General features: G+C 45.6%; 2 protein-coding genes and 1 pseudogene. 1 reads left to right on the top strand and 2 read right to left on the bottom strand.

Annotated features, from left to right (window positions below; all coding sequences use genetic code 11):
* Positions 1-18: 18 nt before the first annotated feature.
* Together JCM21738_RS21220 and JCM21738_RS21215 are read right to left on the bottom strand one after the other, a co-directional pair.
* A complete protein-coding gene (locus JCM21738_RS21220) occupies positions 19-1227 on the bottom strand; it encodes a M20 family metallopeptidase (RefSeq protein WP_023615393.1) in 1209 nt (402 codons plus the stop codon).
* Between the two features lie 149 nt (positions 1228-1376).
* Positions 1377-2767 (bottom strand): annotated as a pseudogene (locus JCM21738_RS21215) (hypothetical protein).
* 300 nt (positions 2768-3067) lie between these two features.
* On the opposite strand from JCM21738_RS21215, the gene JCM21738_RS21210 reads away from it, so the two are divergent.
* Positions 3068-3328 (top strand): LiaF transmembrane domain-containing protein, encoded by a 261-nt coding sequence (locus JCM21738_RS21210; RefSeq protein ID WP_023615391.1) that lies wholly within the window; start codon positions 3068-3070, stop codon positions 3326-3328.
* Positions 3329-3330: the final 2 nt, after the last annotated feature.

Genomic DNA, 3330 nt, shown 5'->3' with positions numbered 1-3330 from the left:
CTTGCGCTTTTTGTTCCTTTAAGCTAATGTCTCACTTTTTTCATGCTTGGTTTGTTCCTTTGTTTGATAGTTGAGTGCGGCTGCGCAAAGAGTTTTTGCCGCTATAACCATCGCTTTTTCGTCAAAATCGAATTTTGGATGATGATGTGGATACGACCCTTCTGTTTCCGGCTTCGCTCCGGTGAAAAAGAAGGTCCCCTTAACATGCTGAAGGTAGTAGGCAAAGTCCTCGCCGCCCATTTGAAGATCACTTTCTTCAATCTTTGTCACTTCGGGAACTTTTGTAGCGCTGTCGATCAGGAATTCAGTTTCCGCTCCATGGTTGACGACGGCTGGATAGCCTTTTTCATACTGATAGTCATAAGTGCAGTCTGTTGCCAGGCAAGTGCCATGGACTACTTTTTCAATTTCCGCTGCGATGAAATCCCGGGTAGATTCGTTGAATGTCCTGACTGTGCCTATCAGCTTTGCTTTATCGGCAATTACATTGAAGGCATTATCTGCTACGAATGAACCGACGGTCACTACGGCGGAATCGACAGGATCAACACGTCTGCTGACAATTTGCTGTAAGGTTGATACCATCTGTGCCCCAGCAACAATGGCGTCCTTTGTTTTATGCGGCTGGGCGCCGTGTCCGCCTTTTCCCTGGATTGCTATTTCAAATCGGTCAGCTGCTGCCATGATCGGTCCAATCCGGTATTGGATGGTTCCTGTCGGTTCAGTGGCCCACAGATGGGTACCGAAAATGACTTTTACGCCTTCAAGACATCCATCCTCGATCATCGAGATCGCGCCGCCTGGAGCGTACTCCTCAGCATGCTGGTGGATCATCACATACGTCCCCTGCAAAGTTTCCCTGGCTTCATATAGTACCTTGGCAAGCACTAATAATGTCGCTGTGTGTCCGTCATGGCCGCATGCATGCATCACACCTGGAACTAATGATTTATATGGAACATCTTTCTCGTCCTGTATCGGCAGGGCGTCAAAATCAGCTCTAAGTGCGACCGTTTTTCCTGGTCTGCCTCCGTGGATTTTCGCGACTACACCATTCCCGCCTACATTTGCGCGGACCTCGATCCCAAGTTTTTCGTAATACGATTGGATATATTGTGCTGTGTTAATTTCCTGGAAAGACAATTCAGGATGTTGGTGCATATAACGGCGGATTTCCACCATTTCCGGAAAAAGTTTATCTATCTTCTTAAAAAGCTGATCCTGCAATTGATTCATCTCCTTATATAAAATAGTTTGATAATTAAAATAATTATAGCACATAAATAGTTTAAAAACATTTTAGCTTAAATAGCAAAAGAAGCTCCCATAATGGAAGCTTCGTATATAAATGGAGCCATGTAATGGCATCCAGTATTTTAAATCAGGAACATTGCCACGATCGTGGTGACAACCAGGCCGATTGTAACCGGAAGCAGATTCCTTCTTGCTAGTTCAAACGGATCCACTCCGCAAATTGCGGCAGCGGGAATCAATGCCCATGGAACAAGGGTGCCTCCGCCGACCCATATGGCAGCAATTTGACCAAGAGCGGTCAGAGTAGCGGCTCCTGCACCTATTGCCGTCGAGAAAATCCCAGCTACCGATCCGGCAAGTGAAATTCCGGAAAAGCCCGATCCGTCGAGGCCTGTAATTGCTCCGACAGCAGTGAGGGTCACTGCTCCAACTTCAGCACTGAGGGGCACGACAGAAGCCAGCGCCACGCCGAGGTCATTTACAATGCCCAGAGAAGTTTTTGGCAGGAATTCGCCGATGATTTTTATGAAGCCTGAATCTCCTAGGTAGAAGAATGCTGCGATTGGGATGACTGCACCAAAAATCTTGAAGCCGAACTGGAATCCTTCGATCAGATAGCTAGTCGTTTTTTCAAGACCTTTGTTCTTATGTGCTGCGAGTGAAATGAGAAGAAGAATGAAAATCGAGGTCCCGCCAACGAGTGCAGTTGCGTCGCCACCCTGCAAGTCAAGAATGGACATTGCGGCGACATCTGCAGCAAATAAAACCGGTATCAGGATGGCGAAAAATTTCTTGGCACCGTCTGACAGCAAGCTGAGGTCACTTGTATGATCCATTTCAACTTCAAGCGTGCCGCCACCTTTTAGTGTGCCGTTTTTCATATCTCTATTCAATAGATAGAAAGCGGTGACCGTTGTGACTACACCCATCACAATGACTAGCGGGATACTTGCCTGGACTACCGAACTGACAGGTATGCCTGCTGCATCAGCCGTAAGTTTTGGAGCAGCTGGATGACAAAGTCACCTGACAGCGCGATTCCGTGCCCAAAGAGGTTCATTGCGACGGCTACCCCTAAAGCAGGCAGCCCGACTCTGACAGCAACCGGTAAAAGAACAGCTCCCATCAAGGCCACGGCCGGGGAAGGCCAGAAGAACCAGGATATGACCATCATGACAATTCCAATCGTCCAATAAGCCAAAGCTGGTGTTTTGATCAGTCTGGCGAACGGCGAGATCATCGCATCGTTGATTCCGGTGACCGTAAGTGTCCTGCTCATCGCCACGATAATCGAAATAACAAGAATAGTAGGCAAAAGCTCGGTGATCGCATATATGAAGCTATTGAATATACTGCTGATCGATCCACTCAAAGATCCCGTTGCGACGATTGCCAATAAAAAGATACCGGTAATCGATATGAGGGTTGTGTCTCTTTTCATGACCATGAAACCGATAATCAGGAAAATGAATAAAACATATATCCAATGGAGTGCCGTTAATTCTATGACCAAGGAATAATCCTCCTTTCTAAATGACTTGTTGTGTCACTCTGCGTTATATAGGCAAATTTCCTAATTGAGTACTACAGGATATGATGACAGCGGAAAGGTGTGAGCGGTATTGGAGAATTTTTTCTCAGTCTCGAGACTGAGGGGAAAAGCTTCTCCAGAGGGGCGGAAAATGACGAGCCATATTTTAAAATAAAGCTATAATTTATATCCGAAAAATCCAGGATGTTTAACCTTTAAAAAGGGATTTTCCCCGCAGGAAAAGAATAAGTGATTATGATAGGAAGAAAGAAGGGGGAACTTTTGCGCACACCATCAATGAACCAGATAGCTGTGGCTGTCATACTATCAGGTTTGGGAGTTATTATTCTGTTAGTCAATTTAGGTGTCATTTCCTTTGAAATAAAAGAGCTTTTTGTCGTAACCTATCCATTTTTATTAATAGTGTATGGATTGGTAGTTTTACTGCTGAGGCAGTTTGGCTGGGGATTGTTCATCGTCCTATTTTCATCGTTGTTGATCATGGACCGCTTTGGCCTGATTGCCTTTGAATTTCTTGTTTAATA

The organism is Mesobacillus boroniphilus JCM 21738, assembly GCF_000517385.1.
In the GTDB taxonomy this organism is placed as follows: Bacteria; Bacillota; Bacilli; order Bacillales; family Cytobacillaceae; genus Mesobacillus; species Mesobacillus boroniphilus.
This window is presented reverse-complemented; position numbering and strand designations above follow the sequence as displayed.